General features: G+C 62.5%; 14 protein-coding genes and 1 pseudogene. 9 read left to right on the forward strand and 6 right to left on the reverse strand.

Annotated features, from left to right (window positions below; translation table 11 throughout):
• The first annotated feature begins 105 nt into the window (after nt 1–105).
• The gene (locus QM716_RS20250; RefSeq protein ID WP_283305873.1) at nt 106–1206 is read left to right on the forward strand and encodes a CaiB/BaiF CoA transferase family protein; all 1101 of its coding nucleotides are present in this window, start codon (nt 106–108) and stop codon (nt 1204–1206) included.
• 59 nt (nt 1207–1265) lie between these two features.
• Here the strand turns inward: QM716_RS20250 and QM716_RS20255 are convergent, their stop codons facing one another.
• Nucleotides 1266–2369: a class I SAM-dependent methyltransferase gene (locus QM716_RS20255; protein WP_283305874.1), complete on the reverse strand. Its 1104-nt coding sequence runs from the start codon at nt 2367–2369 to the stop codon at nt 1266–1268.
• Between the two features lie 47 nt (nt 2370–2416).
• Nucleotides 2417–3892 carry a MocR-like transcription factor YczR gene (gene yczR / locus QM716_RS20260; protein ID WP_283305875.1) on the reverse strand — a complete coding sequence of 492 codons (1476 nt, stop codon included), beginning with the start codon at nt 3890–3892 and terminating at the stop codon, nt 2417–2419.
• A gap of 61 nt (nt 3893–3953) precedes the next feature.
• Here yczR and QM716_RS20265 point away from each other — a divergent pair, with 61 nt between their 5' ends.
• The 3 genes from QM716_RS20265 to QM716_RS20275 are packed head-to-tail and all read left to right on the forward strand — an operon-like array spanning nt 3954 to nt 4582.
• Nucleotides 3954–4184: a hypothetical protein gene (locus QM716_RS20265; protein ID WP_283305876.1), complete on the forward strand. Its 231-nt coding sequence runs from the start codon at nt 3954–3956 to the stop codon at nt 4182–4184.
• Between the two features lie 60 nt (nt 4185–4244).
• A complete protein-coding gene (locus QM716_RS20270) occupies nt 4245–4415 on the forward strand; it encodes an HAD family hydrolase (RefSeq protein ID WP_283305877.1) in 171 nt (56 codons plus the stop codon).
• Nucleotides 4403–4582 carry a hypothetical protein gene (locus QM716_RS20275; protein WP_283305879.1) on the forward strand — a complete coding sequence of 60 codons (180 nt, stop codon included), beginning with the start codon at nt 4403–4405 and terminating at the stop codon, nt 4580–4582. Before QM716_RS20270 ends, QM716_RS20275 begins: the two co-directional genes overlap by 13 nt.
• 52 nt (nt 4583–4634) lie before the next feature.
• Here the strand turns inward: QM716_RS20275 and QM716_RS20280 are convergent, their stop codons facing one another.
• The gene (locus QM716_RS20280; RefSeq protein WP_003944351.1) at nt 4635–5924 is read right to left on the reverse strand and encodes an adenylosuccinate synthase; all 1290 of its coding nucleotides are present in this window, start codon (nt 5922–5924) and stop codon (nt 4635–4637) included.
• A 283-nt stretch (nt 5925–6207) separates the two neighbouring features.
• Between QM716_RS20280 and QM716_RS20285 the strand changes: the two genes are divergently transcribed.
• The 3 genes from QM716_RS20285 to QM716_RS20295 all read left to right on the forward strand — a co-directional run bounded on the left by QM716_RS20285 (nt 6208) and on the right by QM716_RS20295 (nt 8205).
• Nucleotides 6208–6882 (forward strand): hypothetical protein, encoded by a 675-nt coding sequence (locus tag QM716_RS20285; protein ID WP_283306149.1) that lies wholly within the window; start codon nt 6208–6210, stop codon nt 6880–6882.
• Complete coding sequence (locus QM716_RS20290; RefSeq protein WP_283305880.1) at nt 6879–7649, forward strand: site-2 protease family protein; 771 nt, start codon at nt 6879–6881, stop codon at nt 7647–7649. Before QM716_RS20285 ends, QM716_RS20290 begins: the two co-directional genes overlap by 4 nt.
• A 67-nt stretch (nt 7650–7716) precedes the next feature.
• Entirely contained in the window at nt 7717–8205 is a 489-nt protein-coding gene (locus QM716_RS20295) for a GNAT family N-acetyltransferase (protein WP_283305882.1), read from the forward strand.
• A 92-nt stretch (nt 8206–8297) separates the two neighbouring features.
• Here QM716_RS20295 and QM716_RS20300 read toward each other — a convergent pair whose 3' ends face one another.
• Nucleotides 8298–9536: an HNH endonuclease signature motif containing protein gene (locus QM716_RS20300; RefSeq protein ID WP_283305883.1), complete on the reverse strand. Its 1239-nt coding sequence runs from the start codon at nt 9534–9536 to the stop codon at nt 8298–8300.
• A 114-nt stretch (nt 9537–9650) separates the two neighbouring features.
• Entirely contained in the window at nt 9651–10139 is a 489-nt protein-coding gene (locus QM716_RS20305) for a winged helix-turn-helix transcriptional regulator (protein ID WP_283305884.1), read from the reverse strand.
• A 58-nt stretch (nt 10140–10197) separates the two neighbouring features.
• Between QM716_RS20305 and QM716_RS20310 the strand changes: the two genes are divergently transcribed.
• Both QM716_RS20310 and QM716_RS20315 read left to right on the forward strand, forming a co-directional pair.
• Nucleotides 10198–11613 (forward strand): MFS transporter, encoded by a 1416-nt coding sequence (locus tag QM716_RS20310; protein WP_283305885.1) that lies wholly within the window; start codon nt 10198–10200, stop codon nt 11611–11613.
• Nucleotides 11610–12642: pseudogene (locus QM716_RS20315) on the forward strand (thiolase family protein); the annotation flags it as partial. The gene QM716_RS20310 and the pseudogene QM716_RS20315, both read left to right, overlap by 4 nt.
• Nucleotides 12643–12699: 57 nt before the next feature.
• On the opposite strand, the gene QM716_RS20320 reads toward QM716_RS20315, so the two are convergent.
• Entirely contained in the window at nt 12700–13356 is a 657-nt protein-coding gene (locus QM716_RS20320) for a class I SAM-dependent methyltransferase (protein WP_283305886.1), read from the reverse strand.
• Between the last annotated feature and the right edge of the window lie 56 nt (nt 13357–13412).

Genomic DNA, 13412 nt, shown 5'->3' on the forward strand with positions numbered 1-13412 from the left:
ATCGGCGCCTCCCTCGGCGGACACAGTGCCCCGGAGCACACCTGGTCGATCCGACAGGTTACCGTCGGGTCAGAAGTGTTGTCACCGTCTGAATTGGGAGTGCGTGTGTCTGCAGAAGCTGTGGAGAAGAAGGGCCCGCTCGCGGGCATTCGGATCGTGGAATTCGCTGGATTGGGACCGGGCCCGCACGCCGCGACGCTGTTGGCGGACATGGGTGCCGACATCGTCATCGTGCAGCGCGCAGGGCAGATTCCGCAGGACTCGAACGCAACCGACCAGATCAAGCGCGGCCGCCGCATCATCGAGGCCAACCTGAAGGACCCGGCAGACGTCGCCAAGGTGCTCGATCTCCTGGGTCGCGCCGACGTCTTGATCGAGGGTTTCCGCCCCGGCGTGATGGAACGCATGGGACTCGGACCCGACGTGGTGTCGGAGCGCAATCCGCGTCTCGTCTACGGCCGCATGACGGGCTGGGGTCAGGAAGGCCCGCTCGCCAACGCTGCCGGTCACGACATCAACTACATCTCACTGACCGGTGTCCTCAACGCCATCGGACGCAAGGGTGAACGCCCCGTTCCGCCGCTCAACATGGTCGGCGATTTCGGCGGCGGTTCCATGTTCCTGATCTTCGGCATTCTGTCGGCTCTCGTCGAACGCTCGACGTCCGGTAAGGGCCAGGTCGTCGACGCAGCGATGGTCGACGGTACCCTCGCGCTCTCACACATGATGTGGGCATTCCGAGGTCGCGGCGTGTGGTCCGACGAGCGTGGCGTCAACCTCCTCGACACCGGCGCCCCGTTCTACGACACCTATGAGACCTCCGACGGCAAGTACATGGCCGTCGGATCCATCGAACCGCAGTTCTACGCACTGTTGCTCGAGGGCCTAGAACTCGATCCGGCGACCCTCCCCCACCAGATGGACACGTCCAAGTGGGACGACATGAAGAATCTCTTCACCGAAAAGTTCTTGTCCAAGACTCGCGACGAGTGGGCCAAGATCTTCCTCGGCACCGACGCCTGCGTCTCGCCGGTCCTGACGTTCGCCGAGGCTCCGTCGAACGAACACATCGCGGCCCGCGGTTCGCTCATCGAACTCGACGGCGTCACCCAGCACGCACCGGCACCGCGCTTCTCGCGCACGCCCACCACGACGCCCGCCGCCCCGGCGCGTGAGGCAACGGATATCGACACGGTCTGGACCTAGGGCCTTCGGCCCCGTGCGTGGTTAAGGAGTCCCGAGACTCCCTAACCGCGCACGGGGCGTCAGCCCAACCTGTAGAACCTGAACATCTCGTGCTCGATCGGCAGCACGTCCACCCGCTCGAAACCTGCTGCCTTGGCATAGCTTTCGAGTGTCGAGTGCCTCATCACCGTCCCGGTAGCAATGCTCCCCGGATGCGAAAGACTGTCCGGCAAGCAACAGGTCAGCGAAAAGCCGTACAGCAATTGCTCGATCGGGCCCGCCTCGGGATCGAATGCATCCGCCGTTCGTTCGTCCATCACGATCACCGGAGCGCCCGGCTGGGCAATCGCCCGAGCCGTGGACAGAAATCCCACCGGATCCGGTACATCGTGGAGGCACTCGAAAGCAAACACGGCATCGTAGGTCCCGGCATCGGCTCGGCCGGTCTCCGGAGCTTGGCCGGCAACGTCGACCAAAGAGAAATGCACGCGGTCGTCCACCCCGCGATCGTAGGCGTTGCGACGGGCAGCGTTCACCGAGGCTGCGTCGACGTCGAAGCCGTGCACCTCGATCTTCGGGTACCCGAGGGCGAGCGCGATCGACGACCAGCCCTCCCCCATTCCGAGATCAGCGACCTGTCCGCCGCCGACAAGAATGGCGTGCAGGTCGGTGATTACAGGCAGGAATTGCTGACAGAGCTGCTGGAGATACAACGGCCGGTTCAGCAGTGCCTGGCCCTCGCGAGCGTCCGGTCCCATCGATTCCCACGTGACTCCGCCGCCATGACGATAGGCGTCCAGTAGACGTGGCATCGACCCTGTCGTCGCGACGAACAGCCTCGCCAGCGGTGTCAGGAACAGCAGGTTTTCGTCGTCGACCAACACTTCGGCGTGGGCCGGCGACAGGCTGTACCGACGATTGGCATCCGAATTGACGTCCACATATCCGGCCACGGCCTGCTGCTCGAGCCACTCCCGCGCGTACCTTTCGACGGTCCCCGTCCGGTCCGCCAGCTCCGTCGACGTGAGCGGGCCGTGATCGCTCAGCACGCGGTACCAGCCCAACCGGTCGCCCAGATACACAGCCTGCAGCTCCGACGCGCCGAGTGTGGCCGCGAACAATCGTTCTGCCAGCGCCTCCGCCGCACTGGTTCCCGCTGCGCCTGTACCGTCTACGACCGTCATGCCTGACCTCCTGGTTTCACGCCTCTTTCAGTGTGTGTACCCAGATCTCAGACGACGACCATTCGTTGATCGGCCGTGTCGCGATCCGTCGCGAGAGTGTCGTATGCAGCAGCGATGGATGCAACGCCGCGAATGAGGTCCTCAGGAGAACGCGCGTACGGCACGCGGATGAATCGTTCGAACGCGCCTTCGACGCCGAAACGCGGGCCGGCAGCGAGGAGCACTCCGAAGTTGGGTGCCACCGCCGCCAATGCCGTCGAGACGGGCGCCGACATACGCATCCAGACCGACATACCGCCGGAGCCGATGGTGGGGCGCCAGTCCGGCAGACGCTCGGCCACCGCACCGAGGAGTACTGCGCGCTGTTCGCGCAGAACTTCGCGACGCTGTTCGAGGAGCGAGCGGTCGTCGGCTAGTAGATAGGCAGCCGCGAGCTGATCCATGACGGGAGTACCGAGATCGATCGCGGCACGCGCACCGACCAACTGTGTGATGAGCGCGGCGTCGGCGCGAATCCAGCCGACACGCAGTCCACCCCACAGCGACTTCGCCGTCGAACCGATCGTCACCACTTCGGTTTTCGCAGCGCCTCTCCCATACGAGGCGACCGGCGCGGGCGGTGGTGCGTCGAGCCACAGGTCCACCATCGTCTCGTCGACGACCAGAGTCATCCGCGTTTCGTGCGCGATCTTCGCAAGTTCGGCGCGCCCGGCAGAATCCATGCAAAGTCCGGTCGGGTTGTGGAAATCGGGAATCAGGTACGCCATTCTGGCAGCGGTTTGCCTTGCTGCACTTCGAATCCCGTCGAGGTCCCAGGCTCCGGCTGCCGCGAATTCCGGCCGCACCGGTGCCGGGACCGGTCGGGCACCGTTTCGCCGAATTGCTTCCAGCGCATTGGGATACGTCGGATGATCGACCAGCACTCGCTCGCCGGGCGAGGTGAGCACCGACAGCAACAACCGAAGCGCGTGCTGCGCGCCCGAGGTCACCATGATCTGTTCGGCGGTGGTGGGCAGACCTCGGGCCGTGTAGCGCTGCGCGATCACGTCACGCAAGTCGCCGATTCCGACCGGCTCCATCCCGTGCGTGGGCAGGTAGTTCGGAAGTTCCTGCAGCGCAGACGCATACGCAAGTTCGACCTGGGCGGCGGGAGCTGCCATCGCCGCGTAGCTGAGGTCGACGACGGGTCCACTCGGCCCCGGTTGATGGGATCGGAACATCAACCCGTTGGGCCGCGCGCCGGCTGGCAAAGCCACGGTGCTTCGCGAGCCCTGCCGGCTGATCAGATACCCCTCGTCTCGCAGCACCGAGTACGACGACGTGATCGTGGTTCGGCTGAGTTCGAGCACCGTCGCAAGTTCGCGCTCACTGGGCAGCGCGACGCCGAGCGGAACGCGACCGTCGTGCACGAGCAGGCGGATACCGTCGGCAAGCGCGCGGTACGCGGGCCTGCGTCCAGACTCTTCCTGCCAGGACCCCAGATCGCGCGCAAGCGAACGGGCACCGAGAACTCGAGTCATCATGCAGTCCAGTATCGACAACTTGGCTATGTATTTCAATACCAGTCGAGTTGATCATATGTCCATGACTACCTTCGCAACCCTCATCGGCATCGGCCTCTTCGTGGCACTCGTCTACTTCTTTGCCCCCGCCGAAGGTGAAGGTACCTACATTCGCCTTGAGCAGTTTCGCCTGGCAGCACCCCTCGGCGGCATCTTCCACGACGCGACTGCAGACTGCGAGAACAACTCTGTCAGAACTCGGTGCGATTGTGATCAAGGGGAAGAATTCACTGATCTCAGTCCAGTTCCATAAAACTGGACTCTTTGCGTACCTAGAAAATCTCCAGACGAGGCGCCGCACATCTTCTCTCGGATGGACCCACTCGACGGTGCTATCGACGCCTACCACCAACTGGCGCAGCAATTCGACACCTACATCCTCTCGACAGCGCCGTGGAAGAACGCCACAGCCTGGCACGACAAGGTTCTGTGGGTCCAAGAGAACCTCGGAATGGAGGAGGGCAGCGCCGCTTGCAGCGACTGATCCTCTCGCACCACAAGCACCACAAGCACCACAACCGAGGCGACTTCCTCGTCGACGACCGCGGAGCAAACGGCGCAGACCGATTCGAGGGTGAGTGGATCAAGTTCGGCAGCACCGAGTTTCCCGACTGGAAGACCGTCACCGCACACCTGTCGAAGCTGGCTTGAAACACGAAATCCCCGCTCCTGCTTGCAGGAACGGGGATTTCGAAGAAACGAACTAGCGGACGATCTCGCGCCGGACGATCGTCTCGTCGCGGCCGGGGCCGACACCGATGCAGGAGATGAACGCACCCGAAAGCTCTTCGAGTCGAAGCACGTAGTTCTGCGCATTCTGCGGCAGTTCCTCGAAGGTGCGAGCCTCCGAGATGTCTTCCCACCAGCCAGGCATCTCTTCGTAGATGGGCTTGGCGTGGTGAATGTCGCTCTGCGACATCGGCATTTCGTCGTGGCGGACACCGTCCACCTCGTACGCGACACAGATCGGCACGGTGTCGAGGCTGCTCAGCACATCGAGCTTGGTGAGGAAGTAGTCGGTGATGCCGTTGACGCGCGTCGCGTAACGCGCGATGACAGCGTCGAACCATCCCGTACGACGAGCGCGTCCGGTGGTGACACCGACCTCGCCGCCCTGCTTGGCCAGGTATGCGCCGTGATCGTCGAACAGCTCCGTCGGGAACGGGCCGGAACCGACACGCGTCGTGTACGCCTTCAGAATTCCGAGGACGGTGGTGATCTTGGTGGGACCGATTCCCGAACCGACTGCCGCGCCACCCGAAGTGGGGTTGGACGAGGTCACGTACGGGTACGTGCCGTGGTCGACGTCCAGCAGAGTGCCCTGCGAACCTTCGAGCAGAACGGTCTCGCCGCGCTCGAGGGCAAGGTTGAGTTCCAGGCGCGTGTCCGAGATGCGGTGCTTGAAACCCTCGGCCTGCGTCAGTACCTCTTCGACGACCTGCTGCGGGTCGAGTGCCTTGCGGTTGTAGATCTTGACCAGCACCTGGTTCTTGAATTCGAGTGCTGCTTCGACCTTCTGGGTCAGGATCTTCTCGTCCAGGACATCCGCGGCACGGACACCGACACGGGCGATCTTGTCCTGGTAGCACGGGCCGATACCGCGGCCGGTCGTGCCGATCTTCTTCGCTCCCAGGAAGCGTTCGGTGACCTTGTCGATGGCCACGTGGTACGGCATGATCAGGTGCGCATCAGCAGAAAGCAGCAGGCGAGACGTGTCCACGCCGCGCTCTTCCAGGCCTGCCAATTCGGTCAACAACACACCCGGGTCCACGACGACACCGTTACCGATGACGTTATTGACGGCGGGGGTGAGGATTCCGGACGGGATGAGGTGCAGTGCGAACTTGTCACCGTTGGGCAGAACGACGGTGTGTCCGGCGTTGTTACCGCCCTGGTATCGCACGACCCACTGAAGCTGCTCGCCCAGTAGATCTGTAGCTTTGCCCTTACCTTCGTCGCCCCACTGGGCGCCGATCAGGACGATTGCCGGCATGACGTTGTCTCCTACGGTCGACGTGCAGCAGTTGTCCCGCCGCATTGGTACTGCCTGGCTTCCGCGCACATGATGCAGCGCCGAACTGTTGCAGTGACCGAAGGAGCAGTCTAGCCCAGAGCACCAGACCAGACCTGACGGTCCAGAATTTGGCCGGTGACCATCACGATTGCGAGTCGACACAGGCACTCGCACTAAGATCGTCGGCAGTGATTCGGACGGCCATTTCGGGGACGGGTGGCGAGGTCCCACTACCCGAGAAGAAGTCTTGATCGAGCTAGGAGTGGCCTTGACCCCTGTGGTGCTCAAATGTGGCGATTCGCCGGTTCCACTCCCCCTGGGTGAACTCACGTCGTTCACTGTCCCGGAACTTCCGGAGAAGCAAGACTTCGACGAGGCCCTGTCCCAACTGCGGGTCGTCACGGAGCCGCGCTTGATCGTCGTCGGTAACGACGGCGCGTTCGCCGCGGCATTGACGCGGTTGATGCGACTGGAGCGACTCCACGTCGAACTCGCCTACGTCACCGAGAACAGGTCCGACGCAACCGACGCGTACAAACTCGCAACTGGTGCACGAGCTGCGCGCACGGCGTTGAAAGGCACAGTCCACACCGTGCCGCTGATTCGTGACGACGCCGGAATCGCGCTGGTCGGCGCAGCAACCGTCACGGGTCCAGGCGATGCCGCCGAACTGATCGGCGAGTCTTACGTCGACGACAACAAACTGTTCTCCGGCACAGTCCCCGGTATCCGGATCGTGCCGAGCCCCAAACTTCCCGGCATCAAGGCATCTGTCGATCGTAAGAGTTGGTGGAGCGGACGACGCTGGCTGGAAGGCCGAGCGATTCAGCTGGGCTCGCCCGCGGCGCATCTGGTTCGCGACGGTGTGCCCAACCCGCGTGATCTCAAGCGTTCGACCTTCTACCGGCACGACAAGACTTGGTTGTTGGTCAGGTGAGAACCGGAGCAGCACGGTCGGCGGTTCGACCCAGCCCCGTCTTCCTCGGTGTAGTTGCCGTCACCGTCATCGCCGGAGTCGTCGCTTGGAACTCGACGTGGGGTTCCATCGCGGGCCGCGCAGGTGTTTTTGTCCTCGTGGTTGCCGGCTGGGTGGTCACGCTGTGCTTGCACGAGTTTGCCCATGCGTATCTGGCGTGGCGTCACGGAGACACCGACGTCGAGGCTCGTGGCTATCTGACGCTCAACCCGCTCAAGTACAGCCATCCGATGCTCTCCATCGGACTGCCGGTGCTGTTCATCGCGTTAGGCGGCATCGGGCTTCCCGGCGGCGCCGTGTACCTGCGCACCGGGATGTTCCCACCCAAGGTGCAGGCGCGAATATCGCTCGCCGGTCCTTTCACCAACGCCGTCGCCGCGGTGGTCCTCCTCGTCGTCATACGTACGTACGGCTCAGGGACCGAGCACCTGACCTTCTGGGCCGGCCTCAGTTTTCTGGCGTTTCTACAAGTCATGGCGACTGTGTTGAATCTGCTTCCAGTCCCCGGTCTGGACGGTTACAACGCGCTGGAGCCGTACCTCGCGCCCAACACGCGGCACCAACTCGAACAGTTCAAGCCGTACGGACTGCTCCTGCTGGTTGCACTCCTGTTTGTCCCGCAGATCAATGTCGTCTTCTTCGACGCGATCTACTGGATCTTCGAACTGAGCGGTGTGTCCGACTACTACGCCATGCTCGGTAACGCCCTCATGCGTTTCTGGACGTGATCGAGTGCGCTGGAGGAGACTCGTGAGAGTCTGACATTTCAGATATTTCTTCTTCAGGGGAGCATCGATGATTGCGACGTCATTTCAGTCCGGCGGAGTGGAGTACACCCTCACGCGGGCCGAGATTCGACACGTGGAGGCACTGATCGACTTGCTCGCCGACGACCCGATCGGGAGCACTCGGGAGACGACCAACCCCGAGGCCCGAATGATCTACGAGGACGCGTTCAAGCGAATCGACGAGGATCCGGCACAACTCCTCGTCACCGTTCTGATCGGCGACGCGGTAATCGGCACAATGCAATTGACCTTCATACCGGGTATGAGCCGGATGGGCGCGACGCGACTGCAGATCGAAGCCGTTCGCGTGCACGAGGATTTCCGCAGCAAGGGCATCGGCAGTTCGATGATCCGCTGGGCCTGCGAAGAAGGTGCCCGGCGGGGTGCCTTCCTGGCGCAGCTCACCTCGGATCAAACTCGCAAGGAAGCTCACGACTTCTACGAGCGACTCGGATTTGTCGCCTCCCATGTCGGGTTCAAGAAGTCACTGAGCTGAGGCTCATCTACGAACGGATCTGAACGCAGGAACGCAGCACAAGCACCGGGGCCTGGTGAAGCCCCGGTGCTCGCGTATTCAGTTATGCCCGTTCAGGCGGCCGTCGGTGGACTGTTCCCGCCGATCGGATGCTGGAACGGGTCGATCGACATCGGCGGATAGAACACTGTTTTCCGATCCGGGCCGATCTCCACCCGCCACTGCGTGTGATGCAGCGTCCGATGATGATGACCACACAACAAGATCAGATTGTCGAGATCCGTTGGACCACCGTCACCCCAGTGAACAACATGATGAGCATCGCACCACCCCGACGGAGTCCCGCACCCCGGAAACGCACACCCACCATCACGGACGGCCAACGCCCGCCGCTGCGGAACCGTCGCCGTTCGCACTTCCTTACCGCACTCGAGCGGAACACCATTCTCATCCAACAAAATCCGAGTGACCGTGCAGTCGCAGGCCAACATCCGGGCAGTATCGATGCTGATCGGGCCCACCCAATCTGCCCACGCGAACCCCAACTCTTCTGTCGACGGCAACAAGTCCTTCAAAGCCTGCATATCGGTCATGTCCTTCGCCGATGCGGTCACAGTGATGTGCGGTTTCACGCCGCCTTCGATCGGACCCAACCCCGCCCGCTCGTACCGGCGCAGCAGTTCGCAGAACCCGTCCGCCCGCCGCAATGCCGGAGTACGAGCGTCCTTCACCCCGTCCTTCTCCGGCGTCGGCGCCGACAAACTCGACAACAACGTGATCAGACGGGCACCGTTCACGGCATCCAAATCGCCTTTCACGCTGACTCTGCCGTACAAGCCCTTCGACGCGTAGAACTCGTTACGCTCCGAATTCTCACCCACCGGAACCCCGTCCTCGCGCTTGCCGTACTGCTTCTCGATCCGCCGAATCGCCGCCCGCACCGCATCACAATCCGCAATATTCTTCGACGCCAGATCAAGCAAAATCCCGCGAGCCTTGTCCACATCCGCCGGCGTCATGTTCTTAGGCGGATGCTGACAAAACGACGCCACCTGACGAGCCTTCAACGCATCCACCTCACCCCGCTGAAACGCAACCGCCACAACAGGTTCAAGCAACAGCAACCGCGCCAAACCGACCAGCAGACTGCACTCACCGATCTCCAAATTCGTCGAACCATGCAACCACTGCGCGATCGCCCGAAAACCCTTCCCGACCACAGTCTCCCGAGAAAACATCTCCACAATCAACAACACCATCCGCGACTGCAACTCGTGCCGCACGCGCACCAGATCCAGAACCTCACTCTCGAGATCCTCACCATCCAGCCGCCACGCTTCCCAACCGTCCATACCGAAAGTTTAATCGAACACACATTCGATTCCTAGGGACATAACGGACAACTTCAAAAACAAATAACACTCGAGACCCGTTGAAGTACATCAACATTCGAGCGTGCCTAAAACCTACCGCCCGCGCGATTTGTTGACAGAAACGCGCAACTCCCCCAAAGGCACTTCACGTCCCGACTCACTCCGCACCTCGACGCGAACGCGCTCACCGGTAGCGTCGTCCGCCACCTCCAACGGTCCACCTTTTCCGCCGTGCAGATACTTGTCCCCCCACTGCATCAGCGCAAGAACTGCCGGCAGCAGGTCACTGCCCTTCTCGGTGAGCACATACTCGTGCCGCGTCCGCTTTCCAGGTTCCTTGTACGGCACACGCTCGAAGAGGCCCGCCTCAGTGAGTTCCTTCAGCCTCGCCGACGCAACCGCCTCGGTAATTCCGACTCGCGACGCGAAGTCGTCGAAACGAGTTGTGCCGTAGTAAGCCTCTCGCAGAATCAGCATTGCGGAGCGAGTGCCGACCACTTCCATAGCCCGTCCGATCGAGCAGTGCGTGGCCCGCCAGGCGTCGCGATCTTCGAGCACCCCGGTCAGTCGCACAGCGTCCATGGGTTTCACCATACCCCCTGGCTTGCCATAACCATAGCCAGAGTCTAGATTGCTGACTATGGAACTTCATAGCCAGCCGGTGCGGACCTGGCCCCTCCTCGCCGTACTGTCGGGGGCGCCGTTTGTCGCCAGTCTCGATCTTTTTGTGGTCAACGTGGCCTTTGGCGACATCGCCAAGAGCTACCCGGGTCACTCGCTCGGCGAGTTCAGCTGGATCCTCAACAGCTACGCGATCGTCTACGCCGCGCTGTTGATACCCCTCGGACGCTGGGCGGACAGGATCGGACAGAAGCGAGCCTTCATCGCCGGCCTCGCGCTGTTCACCCTCGCCAGCTCCGCCTGCGCCTTCAGTCCGTCACTGTGGGCACTGGTGGCATTCCGCATCGTCCAGGCAGTCGGCGCCGCGGCGCTCACCCCGGCCAGCCTCGGCCTCTTGATCAGTGCACTCCCGGCTGCGAAACGTCAATCCGGCGTACGTATCTGGGCGGCAGCCGGCGCGGCCGCTGCGGCATTCGGCCCCGTCGTGGGCGGCATTCTCGTCGAGGCGTCGTGGCGCTGGGTCTTCTTGATCAATGTTCCAGTCGGGATCGTATTGCTCTACTTCGCAGTCCGACTCGTCCCGGATACAACACACAAGGACCCCGATGCCGGGATCGACTTCGTCGGCGCCGCCCTCCTCACCGTCGGAATCGGCTCTCTCGCGCTGGCACTCGTCCAGGGACCTGATTGGGGATGGACCGACAACCGCGTTCTGATCGCCTTCGCCGTCGCCGCCGCGACCCTACTTTCGTTCTGGTGGAGCAACTCTCGCCATCGCACTCCGTTGATTGCTCCCGATCTTCTGAAGATCCGCTCCTTTGCCTGGTCCAACGTCACCGCCATCTTGTTCAGCGCAGCATTTGCTGCCGGACTGCTCTCGAATATCTTCTGGCTGCAAGAAGTTTGGGGATACTCGGCATTGCGAACCGGCTTCGCCGTCTCGCCGGGTCCGCTTCTGGTTCCGCTGTTCGCGATCGCCGGAGGATCGCTTTCGCGCAGGTACTCGGCCGGCCGCGTCGCTGCACTCGGCAGCATTCTGTGGGCCGTCGGAACGGTATCAGTCCTCGTCTCGGTCGATACGACGCCCAACTACGCGACCGGACTCCTGCCAGGCTGGATCATCGCCGGAATCGGTGTCGGCCTTGCCCTCCCGACCATCCTGTCCCAGGCCACCGCCGATCTGGCGCCGGCCCGATCAGCCACCGGAAGCGCAGTCGTCAGCATGAGCCGACAGATCGGAACCGTTCTCGGCGTAAGTGTTCTGATCGCGGTTCTCGGCTCCTCCGTCGACCCTGACACCTTCCGTCAGGCCTGGTGGGTGATCTTCGCTGTCGCGCTCGCCTCCGCACTGGCATCGCTGGGAATGACCCCAGCGACTGCACCCACCCCAGTTGTCCCCGTTGAATCCGCCGTCCCTGAAAGGAATTTGTCATGAGAGACGCAGTTATCGTCGAATCCGTTCGAACTCCGATCGGCAAGGGAAAAGCGAACGGCGCACTGCACTGCATCAATGCCGTCGACCTCCTCGCCCACAGCCTGAAAGCGGTAGTCGAGCGCACCGGAATCGATGCCGCACTGATCGACGACGTCATCGGCGGTGCGATCAGTCAAGTCGGCGAACAGAGCCAGAACGTTACTCGCACTGCCCTTCTCGCCGCCGGATACCCCCGAGTCGGTTCCGGGGACCACCGTCGACCGACAGTGTGGAAGTAGCCAACAAGCGGTTCATTTTGCCGCTCAGGGCGTCATCGCCGGGGCATACGACATCGTCGTCGCTGCCGGAGTCGAGTCGATGAGCCGAGTGCCGATGGGCTCGAGCAGCGTCGGGCGCGAGTCACTCGGGGTAGGTTTCGAAGAGCGTTACCCGGACGGTCTGGTACCGCAGGGCATCAGCGCCGAATTGATCACAGCCAAGTGGGGACTGAGCCGCACCCAACTGGACGAGTTCTCGGCATCGAGTCATCGAAAAGCCGCGCTGGCAACCGAAAGTGGCTACTTCACCAAGGAAGTCGCCACTCTCCCGCAGCTCTCGATCGACGAGGCGATCCGCCCCGGCACCACGGTGGAAACCCTTGCCGGCCTGCGGACTGCTTTCGAATCCGACTACTACGCACAGCGATTCCCGCAGATCGACTGGTCCATCACCGCGGGTAACAGCAGCCCGCTTTCAGACGGCAGTTCGGCGGTGATGATCACGACCAGTGAGATCGCCGCGAAACTCGGTCTCACTCCGAGGGCAAGGTTGCACAGCTTCTCCGTCGCCGGCGACGATCCGCTGTACATGCTCACAGCGGTCATCCCTGCCATCCAAAAAGTCCTGGCCCGTGCGGGGTTGACGGTTTCGGACATCGATCTGTTCGAGGTCAACGAGGCCTTCGCTCCCGTCGTCCTCTCGTGGGCAGCGGATACCGGCGTCGACCTGTCCACGGTGAACGTCCACGGCGGCGCCATCGCGCTCGGCCATCAGTGTCTGAGGGCCGTCCCTTCGGACATCAGTGTCTGAGCGCCGTCCCTTCGGACATCAGTGACCGAGCGCCGTCCATTCGGGATCCGGCTTCCGCGCCACCACCCGAAACACGATTCCACCCCGTCCGCTGCGCTGCACCTCGTCGATCAGGAAGCCTGCGTTTTCGAGGTATCCGACCGGTTCGCGGGTGAGGTGATCAGCACCGAACCGAACGAACAGCGGTTCCACGGCCTTCATCAACGTGCGAGCAACAGTGTTTTTGCTCGGCCCGTGCTCCGCGAGAACGAATCGACCACCAGGCACCAGGACCCGAAATGCTTCGCTCGCAACTCGGTCCGGATCGGGGATCGTGCAAAAGGCGTACGTAGACACCAACGTGTCCACGCACTCGTCGGGAACGTCGAGTGCTTGCACGTCTCCGAGGCGTAGGTCGACTTCGGTCTTCACCCCCTCGGAGACCTTGACCCTGGCCTGATCGAGCATCGCACTCGAGATATCCACGCCGATGACGTAATCGACGTCATCCCCGTAGAGAGGCAGGTTCAGCCCGGTACCCACAGCGATCTCGACCACGCGGCCATGCGCCTGGTCCACAGCCCATTTCCGGGCGTCACCGAGCACAAAGCGTTCGAAGCGCCCGATCTGTCGGTCGTAGTGCGCCGCCATTGCGTCGAAAGTCTTGGCGACCTGTGCAGTGTCTGGTTCACGCATAGTGCCCCGTTTCGATCGATCTTCTGTGCAGTCTTACATGCGAGCACCGGGTCGGG

It is taken from the genome of Rhodococcus sp. IEGM 1409 (assembly GCF_030056735.1).
In the GTDB taxonomy this organism is placed as follows: domain Bacteria; phylum Actinomycetota; class Actinomycetes; order Mycobacteriales; family Mycobacteriaceae; genus Rhodococcus_F.

What these genes read in the sequence shown, in the direction of transcription:
- QM716_RS20270 (WP_283305877.1), top strand. Translation starts at nt 4,245, where the DNA reads ATGGACCCACTCGACGGTGCTATCGACGCCTACCACCAACTGGCGCAG.
- QM716_RS20280 (WP_003944351.1), bottom strand. Translation starts at nt 5,924, where the DNA reads ATGCCGGCAATCGTCCTGATCGGCGCCCAGTGGGGCGACGAAGGTAAG.
- QM716_RS20300 (WP_283305883.1), bottom strand. Translation starts at nt 9,536, where the DNA reads ATGGACGGTTGGGAAGCGTGGCGGCTGGATGGTGAGGATCTCGAGAGT.
- QM716_RS20255 (WP_283305874.1), bottom strand. Translation starts at nt 2,369, where the DNA reads ATGACGGTCGTAGACGGTACAGGCGCAGCGGGAACCAGTGCGGCGGAG.
- QM716_RS20295 (WP_283305882.1), top strand. Translation starts at nt 7,717, where the DNA reads ATGATTGCGACGTCATTTCAGTCCGGCGGAGTGGAGTACACCCTCACG.
- QM716_RS20320 (WP_283305886.1), bottom strand. Translation starts at nt 13,356, where the DNA reads ATGCGTGAACCAGACACTGCACAGGTCGCCAAGACTTTCGACGCAATG.
- yczR (WP_283305875.1), bottom strand. Translation starts at nt 3,892, where the DNA reads ATGATGACTCGAGTTCTCGGTGCCCGTTCGCTTGCGCGCGATCTGGGG.
- QM716_RS20305 (WP_283305884.1), bottom strand. Translation starts at nt 10,139, where the DNA reads ATGGACGCTGTGCGACTGACCGGGGTGCTCGAAGATCGCGACGCCTGG.
- QM716_RS20310 (WP_283305885.1), top strand. Translation starts at nt 10,198, where the DNA reads ATGGAACTTCATAGCCAGCCGGTGCGGACCTGGCCCCTCCTCGCCGTA.
- QM716_RS20265 (WP_283305876.1), top strand. Translation starts at nt 3,954, where the DNA reads ATGACTACCTTCGCAACCCTCATCGGCATCGGCCTCTTCGTGGCACTC.